Source organism: Pseudomonas sp. S2_H01, assembly GCF_054668305.1.
The window spans coordinates 3,966,783-3,982,751 of the sequence record NZ_CP162756.1; the positions used below are offsets into that span (position 1 = coordinate 3,966,783).

Below are 15,969 nucleotides of genomic sequence, written 5' to 3' on the forward strand. Positions count from 1 at the left end.
GTCCATGGCTGCAATGGGTGTCGGGAGCTAAGAAACCCTTGAGCAGAGAAAAGGGCCGGACATATTTCCCTTGCGGGTCTTGTATTCGCCCACTCCCGACATAGCAGAGACAATGTCTACGCGCAGGCAGAAGCCATGGGCGTAAAAAAGCCGCATCTGTCGGGAGCGGACGGTCCGCTCTACTCAGGTGTTTCTGCTGCGTTTCTTAGGCGCTGAGGCAGGGTAGGGATTAGGGCTGGCTGCGACAAGGTTTGATGCTGTAGGACGTTTCCGATTTTTTTTGCGGCCGGAGCTGGTTACCGCTTTACCCATAGTGGCCATCTGGATAAGGTTGAAGAATATTCCTACAAGGACGTTTCCCGATGGCTTCGCTTAACCAGATTTTCTTCGGTCCTCCCGGCACCGGTAAGACCTACGCGACCATTGAGGCGACTCTTCAGATTCTTGATCCTGATTTTTTGGATGCCAATCTAGGTGATCGGCAAATACTTAAGGCGCGTTTCGATGCCCTAGTTGCTGCCGATTTCGTCAAGTTTGTAACCTTCCATCAAAGCTTTAGCTATGAAGATTTTGTGGAAGGTTTGCGGGCGGATACGGACGAAGACGGTCATCTCAGTTATGAAGTGATTGATGGCATTTTCAAAACTCTGTGCAGCACGCCAGCGATAGCGAAAGTTACGCATCAGGAGTCTGCCTCTACCGACCTCACCAAGTCTCGCATCTGGAAGATGTCGTTAGGCAATACTCAGGGAAGCGACGCCTACGTCTATCACGACTGCTTAAAAGCCAACATTGCGCTTTTGGGGTACGGCGACAGAATTGACTTTTCTGGATGTAAAAGTCGGGAGGAGGTCGTGGACCGATTTGCGTCGGCAGGGCAGCAGTTGCTTAGCAGTGCCTACGCGGTTAAAGCCGTAACGGATTTTGTCGTCCGAATGAAAAAGGGAGATTTGCTGGTCATTACCGACGGGAACATGAAGTTTCGGGCCATTGGCGAGGTTACCGGTGACTATCGATGCCTCTCAGATGAAGAGCGCGATGCAGATTATGCGCAATGCCGACCAGTAAAATGGCTTCGCACCTACAGTCCTTCATTGCCGTATCAGCAGCTATCGAACATCAAATTCACCCAGCGGACGTTGTATGAGCTAGCCGAGGCAGCGATTGATAAAAGCAAGCTCAGCCTCCTGCTCGATGCCAATACCGGTTCACAGGGGGCTACGAGCCCTACCTTTTTTCGTAAAGGTGAAAGTATTGGGGGCTATGTCGTCACTTACTGCTCAAGTGAGCTGCTGGAGCTCAAAAAGCCTAACGGCAACGAGCTCCCAATCGGACTCAGCCTGCTCAAAAAGCTTGCCGAGCATGTGCGAAGAGGGGAGTTGACCCTTGAAGACATCGCCGAGAGACGGGTGTTTTCAAAGCTCGCTGCTGTCGGTACTACGCTCGAGCCCAACTTGGTCAACGGTTATAACAACTTTATGCCTGCGCTGGTTGATCGTGTGCTGAAGGGCGCACCGGTAAGTAAAACAGGCACTCTGTCCGATACAGCGCGCGTCCTCATCATTGATGAAATCAACCGCGGCAACATCTCACGCATTTTCGGCGAGTTGATCACCCTCATTGAGCCCTCCAAGCGCGCTGGCGCAGCAGAGGCTCTCGAGGTCACGTTGCCTTACTCAAAGGATCGTTTCAGCATTCCCGCTGATGTGCACCTCATAGGCACCATGAACACTGCCGACCGCTCGTTGGCCGCTCTTGATATCGCACTCCGTCGACGCTTCACGTTCATTGAGGTGCCCCCGAATCCTGAGTTGCTTGAGGAAATCGAGATCGAAGGCATCGCTATCGACGAACTGCTCGATGTAATGAATCAGCGTATCGCCGTCCTGCTTGATCGGGATCATTGCTTGGGCCACGCATACTTCCTGCCGCTTAAGTCAGAGCCGACATTGGCGCGGCTGGAGGGTGTTTTTCGTGAGCAGATTCTGCCGCTTCTTCAGGAGTATTTCTTTGAAGACTGGCAGCGAATTCAGTGGGTGTTGAACGACCATCGAAAGGACGCTCAAAGCCGTTTTCTCATACAGCCCGCTCAGGACCTCAATGATCTGTTCGGGGATGCAGTCAATCTCAGTCAGAACAGCGAACGCTGGGAGTTGAACCCTGCTGCTTTCAAAAATACCGATGCGTATCTTGGCGTCATTGATCACACGATAAAAGCTACAGCGTTGGCACCCTATGAGGCGAAGGAAGTTAAAAGTGGAGATTTGACGTTGCGTCAATCGGATACCGGTGCGATTGAGATCTTGCGCAATGGAGCACGCGTAAAACCATCCAAACCGGTCCTTCGAGATTTGGCTGACACGCTCAACATTTCGACGCTCTCAAGCAACGGAACGCCGCTAAACACCCGTAGCCTCGGACGCAGGGTCATCAAATTGCTAAGTGAAAGGCAGGCGTGAAGACCAATCTGACGGTTCGAGAATATGCCCGGCTCACGACCAGTCATGTTCCAGCCCCCGACCTGGACAAGGCTCAAGTTTCGGCTTCTGCCTTCGATTGGTTATGTGAGCTGAGTTCCCGTTTCAGCAAAGCAGGTGCAGCGCTGGTTCAGGTCGAAGATCGCCGCTGGCTAAAGCTTGATAATTACGTCGGTGTGCTGGAAACCCCCTGCGGCACTCGCATCGAGATCTTGCCTAAGCACTTCGAGGAAGGCGACTGCATTCAGCAGAGCCGCGCCTTGCTCAGGCGCATGATTCAAAAATCGTTGAAGCTGCCGACCCGTGAGGTTGGCGCAACTGCTTTGCAGCGCTTCGACACTCCGCTGTCAGAGTGGGTGATGAGCAGCTTTCTTGATGCGCTTGATCACCTGATCAAGCGTGGCCTGCGTTTCGACTACCAGCGGATCGAAGAAGAGCAGCGCTATCTGCGTGGGCAGCTCAACACTGCTCGCCAGATGCGTCAGCCGCCTGGACGACAACACTTCTTCCAGATAAATCACGACATATTCCTCCCCGACCGACCTGAGAATCGGCTTCTAAAAACGGCGTTAGATATTGTCTGCAAAACTACCCGAGATCCGAGCAACTGGCGCTTATCTCACGAATTACGCTCAATGTTGCTGGAGAGCCCAACCAGCCGCGACACCGCACAAGACTTCAAACATTGGCGAAGTGACCGGCTTATGGCCCATTACCAACCAGTTAAGCCTTGGTGCGAGTTGATTATTCAGCAACAGACCCCACTCGCGGTTGTTGGCGAATGGCAGGGGATGAGTTTGCTGTTTCCTATGGAAAAGTTGTTCGAACGGTATGTGGCCGCGTGCCTACGGGATTCCCTTCCGTCTGACGCGACTCTCAATGTTGAGCGCAGAAGAGAGTTTCTTTGCATGCATGAGGGTAAGAAGGTTTTTCAAATGCGACCCGATCTATTAATAACTCGCGGCCAAAAAAGTGTGATTTTGGATACAAAGTGGAAAATTACAGGAACTGGGCCCGATGCCAGATACGTTAGTTTAAACCATTCCGATTTTTATCAACTGTTTGCCTACGGCCACAAATACCTTCGGGGTCGTGGAGAGTTGGCGCTTATCTTTCCAAAACGAAACACTTCAGACAAGAATATTTCTGCTTTCGAGTACTCACCGGAGTTAAAGCTTTGGGTAATATATTGTGATATGGAAAATGCGAAATTTAGTGGTGGGGAAAATTTGTTCGATTCCGTCTTAGGATGAAGGTCCGGGCTTGCTCAAGCTAAAACTGTGCTGGCTTGAAAACTGTTTTTTTGCTATAAGTACCAGTGAATGAGCCATGGTGATAAGATCCCTATGCTGGTTGATATAGATGGAACAGAAAGAAATGCTGGTGTGAGGTCAGAAAGTTTTGTTTCTCAGCCAATGGGCAATAATCATCTGCCTGTCACTCGCTATTATGGTAGTAAGCGTAGAATAATTGATTGGATTAAAAGTTCAGTGGTAGGCTTGGAATTTGAAACCGTGCTAGACGTATTTGGTGGCACAGGCACTGTCTCCTTGATGTTTAAGTCTTTAGATAAAAAAGTTTTTTATAATGATATTTTGCTATCAAGTAGTTTGCAGGCTAAAGCTTTGTTGGGTAATAATGCAATATTGAATTTTGAGTCCAAGGTCGATGCCTTTTGCAATGAGGTAATACCCGAAAGCGGATTCATTGCGCAGAATTTTCATGATGTATTTTATAATGTCGAGGAGAATAAGTGGCTCGATGGAGCTATTAGATTACTGGGGGAAGTGCAAGATCACCAACACTACGCGGAGTTATATTATTGCCTCCAGCAAAGTTGTGTGCAGAAACGCCCGTTTAATTTGTTTCACAGGAAAAATCATTACCTCCGTGTGAATAACAATCAAAACACTAAATTTGGAAACTGGGTTACTTGGGAGAGGAGCTTCCAAGAGTTAATGGGTCGTGCTGCTCGTGACCTTGAAAAAGCTAGATTTAGTTCTACCCACACTCCAGTAGTGATGCCTTGTAAAAACGCATTAGAAATTTCGTCTGGTTACGATTTGGTGTATTTGGATCCTCCATATGTTCCGTTAAAGAGAAATGATATCAGCTACCTGGAACGCTATCACTTTTTAGAAGGAATGGCTTCGCCTGAAAATTGGCAAGAAAGAATAGACTGGACGAGGGATAGTCGATGTTTTAAAACAACCCCGGAAATAAAACAGTGGCATACGAGGTCTGCATTTAAAGAGTCTTTATTTGAACTCGTAAATAAGCATAGTAAATCAATAGTGGTTTTGTCGTACGTTATGGATGCATATCCAGCTTTTGAGGAGATTGAGAAATATTTTTTGAGTGTTTTCAAGGAGGTTAGAGTGCACAGCAAGCTGTTGTCTCATGCGCTCTCGAAAACCGCTAAGACTGAGTTGCTGATTGTAGGGGTGCCATAGGATGAGCGAATTTAAGAGGTTTTGGAAGGTTTATAGTCATTGGTTTTTACTTGTTGTTTTCTTTGTTGCGTTTATTGTCCTTTCTGTTAGTCATTTTACAATATCTCCGACGATACACCCTAGGCTATCCAGCTTTGTAGGCGGTCTTGCCGCTGCTTTTTTAGTTGCTACTCTGCAGTTTGTAATTCAATTGCATGAACAGATTAAGCTATCTAAATTTCGTTATCACGGTGTTCTAGATTTTTTAGAAGAGAGAAGTGGTAAGGATGTGTATAAGAGTATTATAAAAACTGCGAAGAAGGGAACTAAAATCCAGCTTCAGGGTGTAACTGGTAATAGATTTTTACAAGATTTTGCTGATTTTAATGACGATAAGTCTAGAGCATTAATTGAGGCGCTTGATAGAGGGGTAACTGTCCAAATACTTGTCGCGCATTCGGGTTTTTTAGAATTGGATAATAAACCCGATCTTTTAAATAAGACAGTGAAGCTTGCATCCGGTCTAAACGCTAAGTATCCAAATTCTTTTGAGATAAAATATTATAAGGACTATCCCTCTCACAATATTCTAGCCTGCGGAGATGTGTGCATCGTAGGTCCTGTTTTCAAAGGGAAAAGTTCAAAAAATTCGCCTGCGATAATTTTTGATCGGTCTGGAAGTTACGTTTCGGCATATTTAGAAAATTTCAATCATATGTGGAATCTAGCGGGCTCAGATTATGAGTAAATATCGAATTTGCGCGCCTGCTAGAATTCATATGAACCTGCTGGCCCTAAACACTGAGGGATACAGAAGTAACGGTAGTGTTGGGTTTGCCATCAATGGTTTTGATACAGTTCTAACCTGTGAATCTTGGCATGAAAACTGTGTGGAGGTTGTAAATTCTGTTGGTAATTTAAGTAAAGTTGAATATTTGATATTGTTTTTGGATAATGTATTTAAGGCGATAAATGCCAATGTTCATGTTAGGGTGGTTATAGAGCAGCAACCAATCGCGCATTCGGGATTTGGAAGTGGGACCGCGCTAAAACTGTCGTTAGTGGATGCTGTATTTTTGGTTAACGATATGCAGCTAGATCGTAATAAGATGGTTAAACTGTCGAGACGGGGTGGCACTTCAGGTGTTGGAGTCAACACCTATTTCGATGGTGGTTTTATCGCTGAATCCGGTGTGCCCAACAAAGGGTTGAAGTCAACTTCCTCAGCCGATAAAGAAGGAGTTGACTTTCGGCAACCTACAGTGATTGTCCAAAAGAAAATGCCGCCTTGGTTCATCGGGATTTTTTTAGTGGGAGAAATTACCGGAGTGGCTGGAGAAAGGGAAAGACAGTTCTTTGATGAGAATACCCCCATATTGCAGAGCAGTGTTGAGGCTAGTATTTATCACGCTATCATGGGTACTGCCTCAGCAATTATTGATAACGATTATCAACTCTTCGCTGAATCAGTCCGGAATGTTCAGAGCTTAGAGTGGAAAGCGGCTGAGTGGAAAATTCAGGACCCGCGCGTACATGAGGCTAGGGACCTGTTGTACGAATCAGGGGCGACTTCTGTAGGATTATCCAGTTTTGGGCCTGCTCTATACTACACCGGGGAACAATTGGACTTCTCCAGACTTAATAGGCTTGGGCGGTCGGTTGTCTCGAGTCCAAATAATCTGGGTAGAATAATTAGTCGTGTTTAAGATCATATTTTTGACTTCCAGCAATGTAAAAATGTCGCATGTGACCTTCCTTATGAAGGAGTATGACGTCGAGTTAATTCCGCCTCCTGATTATGGTAAGCCCTACCATGAGCCTAGAATTTACGATAGGGCGCGCTTGTTAGAAGAAAGCTTAAATGATGCTAACCAGCGTTTAGCTAGAAATATCAGTATCCTTAAGCAGGAAGAGGATGTCTCCCAAGCGTTAAGGTTAGGTCTGGAAGAAGATGAACAAAGTCACGCTTTGACCTCCGATCACCAGCATAGGATTTTCTTTATTGAAGATACATCGGTAAGGATTGACGCGCTTAGTCAAAGTAAGGAGGTTCCTGGCGTAGATATTAAATATTGGATGCGTGAAAACAATTTTTACGATGTTGATGGTCTTCTCAAGAGCAAGAAAAATAACAGGCGTGTCTCGGTAAGGTCTGACATAGTCCTTTACCTACCGCCTGCTCTCCGTGATTCTAGTGGAGAAATCTATAAAATATTTACGGGTATTGTTGAAGGGGTGATTGTTGAGCGCGAGGAAAAGTTTGATGTAAATTCACTTTATCCATGGTTAGATAATAAGTCTTTCAATAAATGGTTTGTGCCCGCCGGAGCAGATACGGTTTTCAGTCTTTTACCAATTGAGCAGTCACTGTATTTTGATTTTAGGAAAGTTGCGGTAGATAAACTACTTCTATTTTTGGAAGGTAAGGGGCTCGTCCGCAAACGGCGTGCTGTCGCACCACCTCAGACGCAAGGAGAACTCTTTCTATCTCAAGACTTTATTTTTTGTGGTCCTACATGTTCTGGAAAAACTATACTTGCGTTTTTAGTTTCTAGAAAGTATGGCTATCAACATATTGAAGCGAGTGATTTTATGCGTAAGGCTTTTCTGGATCGTCACGGTTTAGATAGCGGTTTGAGTATTCACGAGTTTGCTAAAGAGACGTTGGCTTCTGATCCAGGGGTTGTTGCGAATCAGGTTGCTGACTACATACTGTCCACTAGTCCCTATCGGTTCATTGTCACCGGGTTTCGGAGCTTAAACGAAGTAGAAGTTTTAAGTGCTAGGCTTAATAGGTCTGATATAAAGCTAATATATATTGATTCTCCTATACACGTGCGTTATATACGGAGCCTCAGAAGAGGGCGTAACGACAAGGCAGAAAGTTTTGATGAGTTTCAATATCAGAACTCTCTGCAGGAAGATATGGGGTTGTCAGGGTTGCGTAATAGCTCATCCGTAATCAGAAATGAAGGTGGGCTGATTTCATATTTGAAGGGGACTATAAAGGGGCTAATTACCTCTGATGAATATGTAGATAAGTTAAGTTACGACGTGCTGAATAAGAGGGTTTTTTTGCCGCTTGAGCAAGTCCTGATGGTTGCGCTTTTAGTTGAGGAGGAATACATGAGGACCCCATTAACCACCTCTGAGATAGCTCGAGTCGTTACCAGGGATTTTCTGAATCTTAGAGAGAAGTCGGTGGGGCAGACTGTTGCAGTAAATAAAAATAATGTGAGTAGGTTTTTTAATCAAAAATCTAATATACACTTCAGAGCGGTCAAAACTGATAAAGGTATAAAATATCAGCTATCACAAACGGGAAAAAGCGCTGCGCTAGCGATTCTGCGTTCTCTCAATAGAGCGTAGGGTATACTTCGTTCTTAAATAAGTAGTAGGTTTCCTAAAGTTGCTTTGAATTTTGGTGTCTGATATGTAATGTACTCGGTTTTCGCATTGCACTACTGTTTGTTTTAAAGCCAGAGGACTGTGTCCCCTGACTATTATTTATCCGCCGCTACTGTAAATCAATCCCAGCTCAAAGCCCCACCCGTCTGATACTCAATCACTCTTGTCTCAAAGAAGTTCTTCTCTTTCTTCAAGTCCATGATCTCGCTCATCCAAGGGAACGGGTTGGTCGTCCCTGGATACTCTTCCTTCAATCCAATCTGGCTCAAACGACGGTTAGCGATGAACTTGAGGTAGTCCTCCATCATCGCTGCGTTCATGCCCAGTACGCCGCGAGGCATGGTGTCGCGGGCGTATTCGATCTCGAGCTGGGTGCCTTGCAGAATCATCTGGCTGGCTTCTTCCTTCAATTCGGCGTCCCACAGGTGCGGGTTTTCGATTTTGATCTGGTTGATCACGTCGATGCCGAAGTTCAGGTGCATGGACTCGTCGCGCAGGATGTATTGGAACTGTTCTGCGACGCCGGTCATTTTGTTGCGGCGGCCCATGGAGAGGATCTGGGTGAAGCCGCAGTAGAAGAAGATGCCTTCCAGAACGCAGTAGTAGGCGATCAGGTTGCGCAGCAGTTCTTTGTCGGTCTCGACGGTGCCGGTGTTGAATTCCGGGTCGGAGATGGCGCGGGTGTATTTGAGGCCCCAGGCTGCCTTTTTAGCGACCGACGGGATCTCGTGGTACATGTTGAAGATCTCGCCTTCGTCCATGCCCAGCGATTCGATGCAGTACTGGTAGGCGTGGGTGTGGATCGCTTCCTCGAAGGCCTGGCGCAGGATGTACTGGCGGCATTCAGGGTTGGTGATGAGGCGATACACGGCCAGCGCCAGGTTGTTGGCAACCAGGGAGTCGGCGGTGGAGAAGAAGCCGAGGTTGCGCATGACGATGCGGCGTTCGTCGTCGGTCAGGCCTTCCGGGTTACGCCATACGGCGATGTCGGCGGTCATGTTGACTTCTTGCGGCATCCAGTGGTTTGCGCAGCCGTCGAGGTACTTCTGCCAGGCCCAGTCGTACTTGAAAGGCACGAGTTGGTTGAGGTCGGCGCGGCAGTTGATCATGCGCTTTTCGTCGACGGCAACGCGGGCAGCGGAGCCTTCGAGTTCGGCCAGACCTTCGGCGACGTCGAGTTTGTTCAGGGCAGCCTTGGCGCGGGCCACGGCGGCGGAGTCGTTGGCGTTGGCAGCGCGTGCTTCCAGCGCGGCAGCACCACCGGCGCTGTCGAGTTTGTCCATGGCGGCTTCAGAAGCGTGGCCTGCGTTGGCGCCTTTGGCGGGTTCAGCGGCGTCTTCTTTGTCGAATTCGTCCCAGCTCAGCATGGTGATGAGGCTCCTGCTTGAGGACCGCCTTGGCGGTCGATTGGATTTTAAAGTCGGCGTTGCCAGCGGTGCATGTCGCGTAGGCTGGCAACGGGAATAGATTGGGTGCAGCTCAGGGTCTTACTGTGATTGATCAACGAAGACGAGAATCGTCATTTCGGATCGATCGGCGAACGTGCTGCGAAGGCCACTTGTGGCAGGCCGGCGGAGCGGGTCAACGGGGCTGTTTTCAGAGTGCCAGCTTTGCAATGTGCAAACGGTCATTTTGAGTACCCTGGGTGAGCGCGGGATTATACAGATTTTGCCCTGCGCGGGTTCGTCCCTGGCGGAATTTGAGGGTCGAATTGCCTTCATTTTCCTTTGCGTTCTTCGCCAAGCCATGCTTGAGGAACAACACGTTGATGTTAGAGATTAATCACGTATCTAGTGTTTAACGTTGAAACGAGACACATCATATAGTGTGTCCTGGCTATCGGCAATCGACGGGTCAGGTCGGATTTCGATGAATTCATCCATGCTGATTGGGATCAAGGCTTTGATGATGCGCTGAGGTTGCGTATCCAGAGGCGTGCAGGGGATAACACTCGAAAATCAGTATTGGATACCCATTCGAAAACAAGAGCGAAAGTGTGACGTAATCGACGAGTGGCCCCTATAAGGCGATGTTGGCCGTCAGGACTGCTAGGGGGATATTCAGCTACGGATTGCCTGACCCACACACCGCTCGAACACCCTCACCAACCCCTCATAATCACACCCCACGGCGTCGATATTGGCCTGTATCCATTCGGCGGGCGCTACCGGCCACCAACTGATTTCATACCCAGCGTTGACGATGATGTGTTCAAACAGAATGCGTTGTGCACGGCCGTTGCCTTCGCGGAAGGGATGAACCACGTTCAGGTCGCCGAACAGTTCCGCGCTGGCGTTGATCAGATTGCCGCGGTCCAGGCCCAGAAACCGTTGGCGTCGGCAAGCATCTTGAACAGTTTGTTGGCTTCGGGCTCGATGCGGCTGGTGACGCAGAAGTGGGTGTCATTCTTGGAGATGTCGACGGTGCGCAGTTGGCCGGCCCAATCGTACAAGTCTGAAAAGAGCCTGCGATGGATTTGCTGGAGGTAGGCGAGATCGTAGGGCGGCGGTACAAAGTCGATGGAATCGGCTGCCACTTCGGAAAGCGCGCGTTCAGCTTCAGCCAGGATCTGTTCGTCATGGATTCCGAAACGGTTACGCAGGAGCGCTGTATCGGGAAAGCAATAGGGATCTTGGCCGGTGCCGTATTTGTCGAGCGTCACGCCTTTTTGCCACTGTAGATGTTCAGCAGTTCTTCTCGAGTGGGGAACGGGCGTTCAGCATCAGCGGGTGTGCTGGGGAAGCCTTCCAGGCGCAGGCTGGCAGCGTAGTTGGATTTGCGCGTTTTGGCGCAATAGGCCTTTTTGGCTTCGAGAGAGGGGGTTGGCATAAACAGGCCTCGTTTTGCGATGAGGCAATTGTAGCGGATTCGATGCGGGGATGGTGTCGCGGGGCATTGCACGCAAAGCACATGAATAGGTGAGGGGTGGCCCTCGGTGTTTCTTTCATCGAGCGGTTGGACGGGATGCGCCGGCAGTTGGGCTGACGTCATCGCGAGCACGCTCACGCCTACAGGTTTGCGGTGTAGGGCCGTTTGTAGCGGTTCGGCTTGGGGGCGATGTCGCCGGCGAGCCGGACTGCTACGAAAGGGGCTGCGTTGGGGCCGTCAATGTTGCGTGAATTGACTGGCCCTTTCGCGGGCAAGCGCGCTCCTGCAAGAGGAGCGCGTATGCCTTATTGGCAGGCTTCGCAGTCCGGCTCGTCGATCGCGCAGGCTTTAGGCACTGGCGCTGGACCGGCTGGCGCTGCTTCGGCTGGACGCGGGGCGGTGATCGCCGAGTCGTCCGGGCCGTGGCCGCCGCTGGAAACGGCGTTGAGCTTGCCGGTGTTGATGGTCGACTTCTCGGTGCTGGTCGCGGCCAGGGCACGGAGGTAGTAGGTGGTTTTCAGACCACGGTACCAGGCCATGCGGTAGGTCACGTCCAGTTTCTTGCCCGAAGCGCCTGCGATGTACAGGTTCAGGGACTGAGCCTGGTCGATCCACTTCTGACGACGGCTGGCGGCGTCAACGATCCACTTGGTGTCCACTTCGAACGCGGTGGCGTACAGGTCTTTGAGTTCCTGCGGGATGCGCTCGATCTGCTGTACCGAACCGTCGTAGTACTTGAGGTCGTTGATCATGACCGAGTCCCACAGATCGCGTGCCTTGAGGTCGCGAACCAGGTACGGGTTGATCACGGTGAATTCGCCCGAGAGGTTCGATTTCACGTACAGGTTCTGGTAGGTCGGTTCGATCGACTGCGACACGCCGGTGATGTTGGCGATGGTCGCGGTCGGTGCGATGGCCATGATGTTCGAGTTACGGATGCCTTTCTGAACGCGAGCACGCACAGGCGCCCAGTCCAGGGTCTCTTCCAGGTCGACATCGATGTACTTCTGGCCACGGGCTTCGATCAGGATCTGTTGCGAATCCAGCGGCAGGATGCCTTTGGACCACAGCGAACCCTGGAACGTCTCGTAGGCACCGCGCTCGTCCGCCAGATCGCAGGAAGCCTGGATCGCGTAGTAGCTGACGGCTTCCATCGAGCGGTCGGCGAATTCCACCGCCGCGTCGGAACCGTAGGCGATGTGCTGCAGGTACAGCGCGTCCTGGAAGCCCATGATGCCCAGACCGACCGGACGGTGACGGAAGTTGGAGTTCTTGGCTTGCGGCACGGAGTAGTAGTTGATGTCGATGACGTTATCGAGCATGCGAACGGCTACGTCGATGGTGCGCTTGAGCTTGTCGGTGTCCAGCTTGCCGTTGACGATGTGGTTCGGCAGGTTGATCGAGCCCAGGTTGCAGACCGCGATCTCGTCCTTGTTGGTGTTCAGGGTGATCTCGGTGCACAGGTTCGAGCTGTGGACCACGCCCACGTGCTGCTGCGGCGAACGCAGGTTGCACGGGTCTTTGAAGGTCAGCCACGGGTGGCCGGTTTCAAACAGCATGGACAGCATCTTGCGCCACAGGTCTTTGGCCTGGATGGTCTTGAACAGCTTGACCTTGCCTGGGTACTCGGTCAGCGCTTCGTAGTACTCGTAGCGCTCTTCGAAGGCTTTACCGGTCAGGTCGTGCAGATCAGGCACTTCGGACGGCGAGAACAGGGTCCATTTGCCGTCGTCGAAGACACGCTTCATGAACAGGTCAGGGATCCAGTTGGCGGTGTTCATGTCGTGGGTGCGACGACGGTCATCACCGGTGTTCTTGCGCAGCTCGATGAACTCTTCGATGTCCATGTGCCAGGTTTCCAGGTAGGCACAGACAGCGCCTTTGCGCTTGCCGCCCTGGTTCACTGCCACAGCGGTGTCGTTGACCACTTTCAGGAACGGCACGACGCCTTGCGATTTGCCGTTGGTGCCCTTGATGTACGAGCCCAGCGCGCGAACCGGCGTCCAGTCATTGCCCAGACCGCCTGCGAATTTGGACAGCATGGCGTTGTCGTGGATGGCGTGGTAAATGCCCGACAGGTCATCCGGAACGGTGGTCAGGTAGCAGCTCGACAGCTGTGGACGCAGGGTGCCGGCGTTGAACAGTGTCGGAGTCGAGGCCATGTAGTCGAAGGACGACAACAGGTTGTAGAACTCGATGGCGCGGTCTTCACGGGCTTTCTCTTCGATTGCCAGGCCCATGGCCACACGCATGAAGAAGATCTGCGGCAGTTCGAAACGCACGCCATCCTTGTGGATGAAGTAACGGTCGTACAGGGTTTGCAGGCCCAGGTAGGTGAATTGCTGGTCGCGCTCGTGGTTGATCGCCTTGCCCAGTTTTTCCAGGTCGAATTCGGCCAGCACAGGGTTCAGCAGTTCGAACTCGATACCTTTGGCGACGTAGGCCGGCAGGGCCTTGGCGTACAGGTCGGCCATTTCGTGGTGAGTGGCGCTTTCGGCAACGTTCAGGAAGCCCAGGCCTTCGGCACGCAGGGTGTCCATCAGCAGGCGCGCGGTCACGAACGAGTAGTTCGGCTCACGTTCCACGAGGGTACGCGCGGTCATCACCAGCGCGGTGTTGACGTCGGTCAGCGCAACGCCGTCGTACAGGTTCTTCAGGGTTTCGTTCTGGATCAGGTTGGCATCAACCTCGGCCAGGCCTTCACACGCTTCGGTGATGATGGTGTTCAGGCGGCCCATGTCCAGCGGCGCGAGGCTGCCGTCTTTGGCGGTGATACGGATCGACGGGTGAGCCTGCACAGGGGCTTCGCCGCCACGACCGGCACGCTCTTTGGAGCGGTCGTTACGGTAGATCACGTAGTCGCGAGCCACTTTTTGCTCGCCAGCGCGCATCAGCGCCAGTTCTACCTGATCCTGAATTTCTTCGATGTGGATGGTGCCGCCCGACGGCATGCGACGCTTGAAGGTCGCGGTGACTTGTTCGGTCAGGCGGGCAACGGTGTCGTGGATGCGCGACGACGCGGCGGCGGTACCGCCTTCAACTGCGAGGAAAGCCTTGGTGATGGCGACGGTGATCTTGTCATCGGTGTACGGAACAACGGTGCCGTTACGCTTGATCACGCGCAGCTGACCCGGTGCGGTCGCGGACAGGTCCTGCTGGGTCGCACCTGTCTGCGGCGCAATGGCCTGCGGATTCTCGCGAGTTGTGTCTGTTTGCATGGGTGTCTCCACGTTCTCTATGTTTATTTGGACGCTGGGGGCGTCCACCGTTCCGTCTTGAGGCAGTTGACTGACAAACGCCAGTCCAATGACTTCAAAACGGATGGGAAGGCTGAAGGAGGCCGACCCTGGCTTTGAAGTCCAAAAGGGCGCGGTTCTGAGCCCGTCGCCCTGTAAAAATTCGATGCAGAATGCACATTTAATGTTGCAACACTTGTACCGTTACGCGCAGATCATGAAGCCTGAGTATCTGCCATTCGCGTGTGAGCGGTCAGGCGGTAAAACCGGGGCATTTCAACCCGTTTGATGCGAGAAAAAGAGCTTGAAATCTCTCGGTCACTTGTGTTTGGTTTTTCGATCCAACCCCTACATGTAGGGTCTCCACGAGCGACGGGGTACAAGATAATGCGTTTCGGACACCAATTGCAACGTTCCTGACAGGCTCAACCTGTGGATAAAGCTGTGTGTAATTTGTGTGCGAAACGGCGAAATCGCGTGTAGGCCGCATGGGGACTGGGATGAGCTGCCGACGCGTGTTTTTTCGAGGGTGAAAATCAATTTCCCGGTTTTTTGCGGGCGCGAACCCTATCACAAAATATAGGGCTGGCAAGGGCGACGGACGGGTGGTTTGGCATGTCGTGTGTCATGTTGGATGAGCGAATACAATCGCCCGTCGGACACCGGTCATTGTAGGAGCGCGCTTGCCCGCGAATGAGACCTGTCAGATACGAACACGTGTCAGGTAGAACGCAATCGCGGGCAAGCGCGCTCCTACAGATGCTTAGGGCACTGCTATTAATAAGAACAATCACCAGGAGACACGCACCGTGCAGCAAGAACCCTGGCAGGTGCTGATCGTCGAGGACGATCAACGACTCGCCGAACTGACCCGCGATTACCTTGAGAGCAACGGCCTGCGCGTCGGTGTCGAGAGTGATGGCGCGCTGGCGGCGCAGCGGATCATCGAGGAGCAGCCGGATCTGGTGATTCTCGACCTCATGCTGCCCGGCGAGGACGGTCTGAGCATTTGCCGCAAGGTGCGCAATCGATACGATGGCCCGATCCTGATGCTCACCGCGCGCACCGACGACAGCGACCAGGTTCAGGGGCTGGACATGGGCGCCGATGATTTCGTCTGTAAACCCGTGCATCCGCGCGTGCTGCTGGCGCGTATTCATGCGTTGTTGAGGCGCAGCGAAGCGGCCGAGGCGCCAGCGCGGGAGCAGCGTCGACTGGTGTTCGGTCCGCTGGTGGTGGATAACGCGTTGCGCGAGGCGTGGCTCAATGAAAAGAGCATCGACCTGACCAGCGCCGAATTCGACCTGTTGTGGCTGCTGGTCGCCAATGCCGGCCGGATTCTGTCCCGCGAAGAAATCTTCACGGCGCTGAGAGGGGTGGGCTACGACGGCCAGGACCGCTCGATTGATGTGCGCATCTCGAAAATCCGCCCCCGGATCGGCGACGACCCGATTCATCCACGCCTGATCAAGACCGTGCGCAGCAAGGGCTATCTCTTTGTGCCGGAAGCCGCCAGGGACATGAACAACTTCATGCTCAACGGCTGAC

Annotated in this window: 10 protein-coding genes and 1 pseudogene; 7 read left to right on the top strand and 4 right to left on the bottom strand. The window is 51.8% G+C overall.

The features are described from left to right. Window positions 1-362 precede the first annotated feature (362 nt). The 6 genes from AB4N84_RS17795 (at window position 363) to AB4N84_RS17820 (ending at window position 8,278) form a co-directional block, all read left to right on the top strand. The gene (locus tag AB4N84_RS17795; protein WP_460042450.1) at window positions 363-2,459 is read left to right on the top strand and encodes an AAA family ATPase; all 2,097 of its coding nucleotides are present in this window, start codon (window positions 363-365) and stop codon (window positions 2,457-2,459) included. Continuing rightward, a complete protein-coding gene (locus tag AB4N84_RS17800) occupies window positions 2,456-3,730 on the top strand; it encodes an McrC family protein (protein WP_460042452.1) in 1,275 nt (424 codons plus the stop codon). Before AB4N84_RS17795 ends, AB4N84_RS17800 begins: the two co-directional genes overlap by 4 nt. Before the next feature lie 69 nt (window positions 3,731-3,799). Continuing rightward, window positions 3,800-4,930, top strand: a complete 1,131-nt coding sequence (locus AB4N84_RS17805) for a DNA adenine methylase (protein ID WP_460042453.1) — start codon at window positions 3,800-3,802, stop codon at window positions 4,928-4,930. Window position 4,931: 1 nt separating this feature from the next. Further along, the gene (locus AB4N84_RS17810) at window positions 4,932-5,657 is read left to right on the top strand and encodes a phospholipase D-like domain-containing protein (protein WP_460042455.1); all 726 of its coding nucleotides are present in this window, start codon (window positions 4,932-4,934) and stop codon (window positions 5,655-5,657) included. A gap of 31 nt (window positions 5,658-5,688) precedes the next feature. Beyond that, on the top strand, window positions 5,689-6,615 hold the full coding sequence (locus AB4N84_RS17815) for a beta-ribofuranosylaminobenzene 5'-phosphate synthase family protein (RefSeq protein ID WP_460042457.1): 927 nt from the start codon (window positions 5,689-5,691) through the stop codon (window positions 6,613-6,615). Beyond that, window positions 6,608-8,278 carry a non-canonical purine NTP pyrophosphatase gene (locus AB4N84_RS17820; protein ID WP_460042458.1) on the top strand — a complete coding sequence of 557 codons (1,671 nt, stop codon included), beginning with the start codon at window positions 6,608-6,610 and terminating at the stop codon, window positions 8,276-8,278. Before AB4N84_RS17815 ends, AB4N84_RS17820 begins: the two co-directional genes overlap by 8 nt. A gap of 158 nt (window positions 8,279-8,436) precedes the next feature. Here the strand turns inward: AB4N84_RS17820 and AB4N84_RS17825 are convergent, their stop codons facing one another. The 4 genes and pseudogenes from AB4N84_RS17825 to AB4N84_RS17840 form a co-directional block, all read right to left on the bottom strand. Further along, window positions 8,437-9,684 carry a ribonucleotide-diphosphate reductase subunit beta gene (locus AB4N84_RS17825; protein ID WP_074753018.1) on the bottom strand — a complete coding sequence of 416 codons (1,248 nt, stop codon included), beginning with the start codon at window positions 9,682-9,684 and terminating at the stop codon, window positions 8,437-8,439. A 693-nt stretch (window positions 9,685-10,377) separates the two neighbouring features. Then, a pseudogene (locus tag AB4N84_RS17830) lies at window positions 10,378-10,979 on the bottom strand (putative adenosine monophosphate-protein transferase Fic). After that, window positions 10,976-11,146 carry a YhfG family protein gene (locus tag AB4N84_RS17835; RefSeq protein WP_460042459.1) on the bottom strand — a complete coding sequence of 57 codons (171 nt, stop codon included), beginning with the start codon at window positions 11,144-11,146 and terminating at the stop codon, window positions 10,976-10,978. The pseudogene AB4N84_RS17830 and the gene AB4N84_RS17835 overlap by 4 nt, the downstream one beginning before the upstream one ends. Window positions 11,147-11,490: 344 nt before the next feature. Continuing rightward, window positions 11,491-14,403, bottom strand: a complete 2,913-nt coding sequence (locus AB4N84_RS17840) for a ribonucleoside-diphosphate reductase subunit alpha (RefSeq protein ID WP_074753017.1) — start codon at window positions 14,401-14,403, stop codon at window positions 11,491-11,493. Window positions 14,404-15,230: 827 nt separating this feature from the next. Here AB4N84_RS17840 and AB4N84_RS17845 point away from each other — a divergent pair. Next, window positions 15,231-15,968, top strand: coding sequence for a response regulator (locus tag AB4N84_RS17845; RefSeq protein ID WP_460042461.1), 738 nt, complete (start codon window positions 15,231-15,233; stop codon window positions 15,966-15,968). Window position 15,969 lies beyond the last annotated feature (1 nt).